The organism is Methanoregula sp., assembly GCF_002835825.1.
Classification (GTDB): domain Archaea; phylum Halobacteriota; class Methanomicrobia; order Methanomicrobiales; family Methanospirillaceae; genus Methanoregula.
Genome location: NZ_PIZH01000340.1, coordinates 1 through 2,348 on the forward strand (window position 1 = coordinate 1; position 2,348 = coordinate 2,348).

2 protein-coding genes are annotated in these 2,348 nt (G+C 53.6%); both read right to left on the bottom strand.

Translation table 11 applies throughout. From position 1 onward, the window contains the following. Positions 1–134 precede the first annotated feature (134 nt). On the bottom strand, positions 135–1,400 hold the full coding sequence (locus CW742_RS10775) for a glycosyltransferase (protein ID WP_292420264.1): 1,266 nt from the start codon (positions 1,398–1,400) through the stop codon (positions 135–137). 166 nt (positions 1,401–1,566) lie between these two features. After that, positions 1,567–2,348, bottom strand: a 782-nt coding sequence (locus CW742_RS10780; protein ID WP_292420266.1) for a GDP-mannose 4,6-dehydratase, incomplete at its 5' end; no start/stop codon positions are given.

Sequence of the window (2,348 nt, forward strand, 5' to 3'; positions counted from 1 at the left end):
GCGACGTTCCAGATACCGAAGTAGCTGACCGTTATCGGAGATTTGTAGTCAATGAAAGTGCACTGAAGGTTTTTTGGATCCTCGATTTCCTTTCAAATCGCGCAGGGGAGGGCCGAAATTTCAGATTCCTTTTTTTACCCAGCCGGCGATTCGAGCCGGTTACGATAGAGCAGAGTATAGTTGGTTTCTGCGTTATAATTCGTTTTCCAATTTTCCCGTGCGCCCTGCCGGAGATCCGCACCCCGGGCGGTGCTTTCGCAAATTGCACTGATCCCATCTGCGATCTGCAATGGCGTTGGATCCGGGGGCAGTAGATGGCCGCAGGTCTCGTTCACGATCTCCGGTACTCCCCCGACCGCGGTAGCGATGACCGGTATCCCGCAGCTCTCTGCTTCCATAATCGAAACGGGGACGCCTTCTGAGGAACTTGTGCTTATCAGGAGATCTACCGGATGCGTTTTGTAAAACTCATAAACCGAAGGGACATACCCGGTGAAGCGGACATCCAGATTTGCCGGAGCATTCTTTTTTGTATATGCTTCGAGCTCGGCCCTGCTGTCTCCACCCCCGATATGCGTCCAGGAGATCCTCCTGTTGCCTGCCTTTTTTGCGTATGCGATGATGCCGTCGGCCATCAGTCGGATCCTCTTCACCGGGACGATGTAGGCGCAGGATACAATATTGAGGGATCCATCCACTGACGCGGAAGCAGAAAAACCTGGGTCCTCGACTCCCATGTGGGCATAGAACATCCTGTCTGCATATGCCGGGTAGAGTTCCGCAAGGTAGTCTCTCGCCAGCTTTGATACCGTATAGAGTTCTCTAAGGCAGCTGAACGTCGGCGCACGGAAGGGAATATACGGGGGAGTGTTCTGCTCCTCGTAGATATCGTATCCATTGGCCCGGGAGACGATCTGCATTGTCGGGTATCTCTTCTTTACCAGGGCAAGACCGAGCGTTATCTCGTTGCACCAGAACGTGTAGAAGATCGTCCTGCTGGTATCGATCCTCTGTGATTCGATATATTCACACAGCCATTCTTCGAGAAGGCACGCCGCGGCAAGGACCCATGCGGTTTTTAAGAAAGCCAGAGGATTCAGAACTCGTTTCCAATTTTTTATCAGATCCTGGTAGAACTCCTTTCGGATCACAGCTTTGAGAATGTACCTGAGCATGAAGAGCATGTCCGATTTAAACCGTGCAAACCTTGTTGCGAATTCTTCTTCCACAATGATTTCCGAAAATGTAGTATTGCGCGTCCCCACGTTGCGGGATGGAACAGCGATGATCCGGGAGAATAGATGGATTCCGCGGCGCAGTTCCGGGTCGAGGAATGTATCCTCAGCGGCAACGGAGTATGGGTAGGAGGCGGAGAAGAGGACGAGCGTCTTTTCTGTCATTCTGGGGAATCCTGCGCAACCGGTCACGCCGGAGTGTCAGTATAGATTCTCTGTTCAAGGGTCATAAAACACCGCCATGACAGGACCGGGATTCTTGTTTTCTTAAGAAAACATTCCTTGTTCGTACATGGTATTGCGTGATATACAGGTATCCCGTCATGAAGAATCAGGATACTCCGGCCTGATTTCGTGCAGCATCGAGCATATCACGTAGTGAAGTGGATAACGGAATCGCGGCTTTCCACCCGGTTGCCGCGGAAATCCGGCGGTTATCCGACCGCTGGCAGGGGACCGGTACTGGTACCGGCTCTTCCTTAAGACGGATGGAATACGTTTCCCCCGTGATCTCTTCGAGAATGCGGATAACGTCGGCAATGGACTTTGGCTCACCGGAGCCGAGATTGAAGGTATTTCCAGCGCAGACCCTGTCGAATTCCGGGTGCGAGAGGATCGACCAGTAGCCCTGCACAACATCGCGGACATCGATGAAGTCACGAATTGAACCTGTCTCCAGCAGGTCAAGGACATCACGCTTTCCCTGCTCGATCTCGACAACCTGCCGGATGATTTTCCCGCAGACAAACAAGTCTGGCTGGCCCGGGCCGACCAGATTGAACGGCCGTGGAATGGCAATCCGGCCTTTCCCTGCATCCATATACTGCCTGCACAGCGCCTCTTGGCCGGCCTTGCTGATACCATAATCCGAAACGGGTTGCAGCGGGCAGGATTCCTGAATGGGTGTGGTCCCCGCGTATCCGTACACTGCCGAGGAGCTGACGACAACGACCGGGCAGGAGGGAGCGCTGCCGAGGGCCGCATCAAGAAGGTTTTTAGTTCCCTTAATGTTTGCGGCCGGGAACAGGGGCAATGTTCCGCGGGTCAGCCCTGCGATGTGTAGTACGTCCTCGGACTGAGCGTATGAAACTGAGGGAAGGAGTGGAACACGGG

Excerpts from the sequence above, each read along its gene's own strand:
- CW742_RS10775 (WP_292420264.1), bottom strand. The coding sequence starts at position 1,400 with ATGACAGAAAAGACGCTCGTCCTCTTCTCCGCCTCCTACCCATACTCC.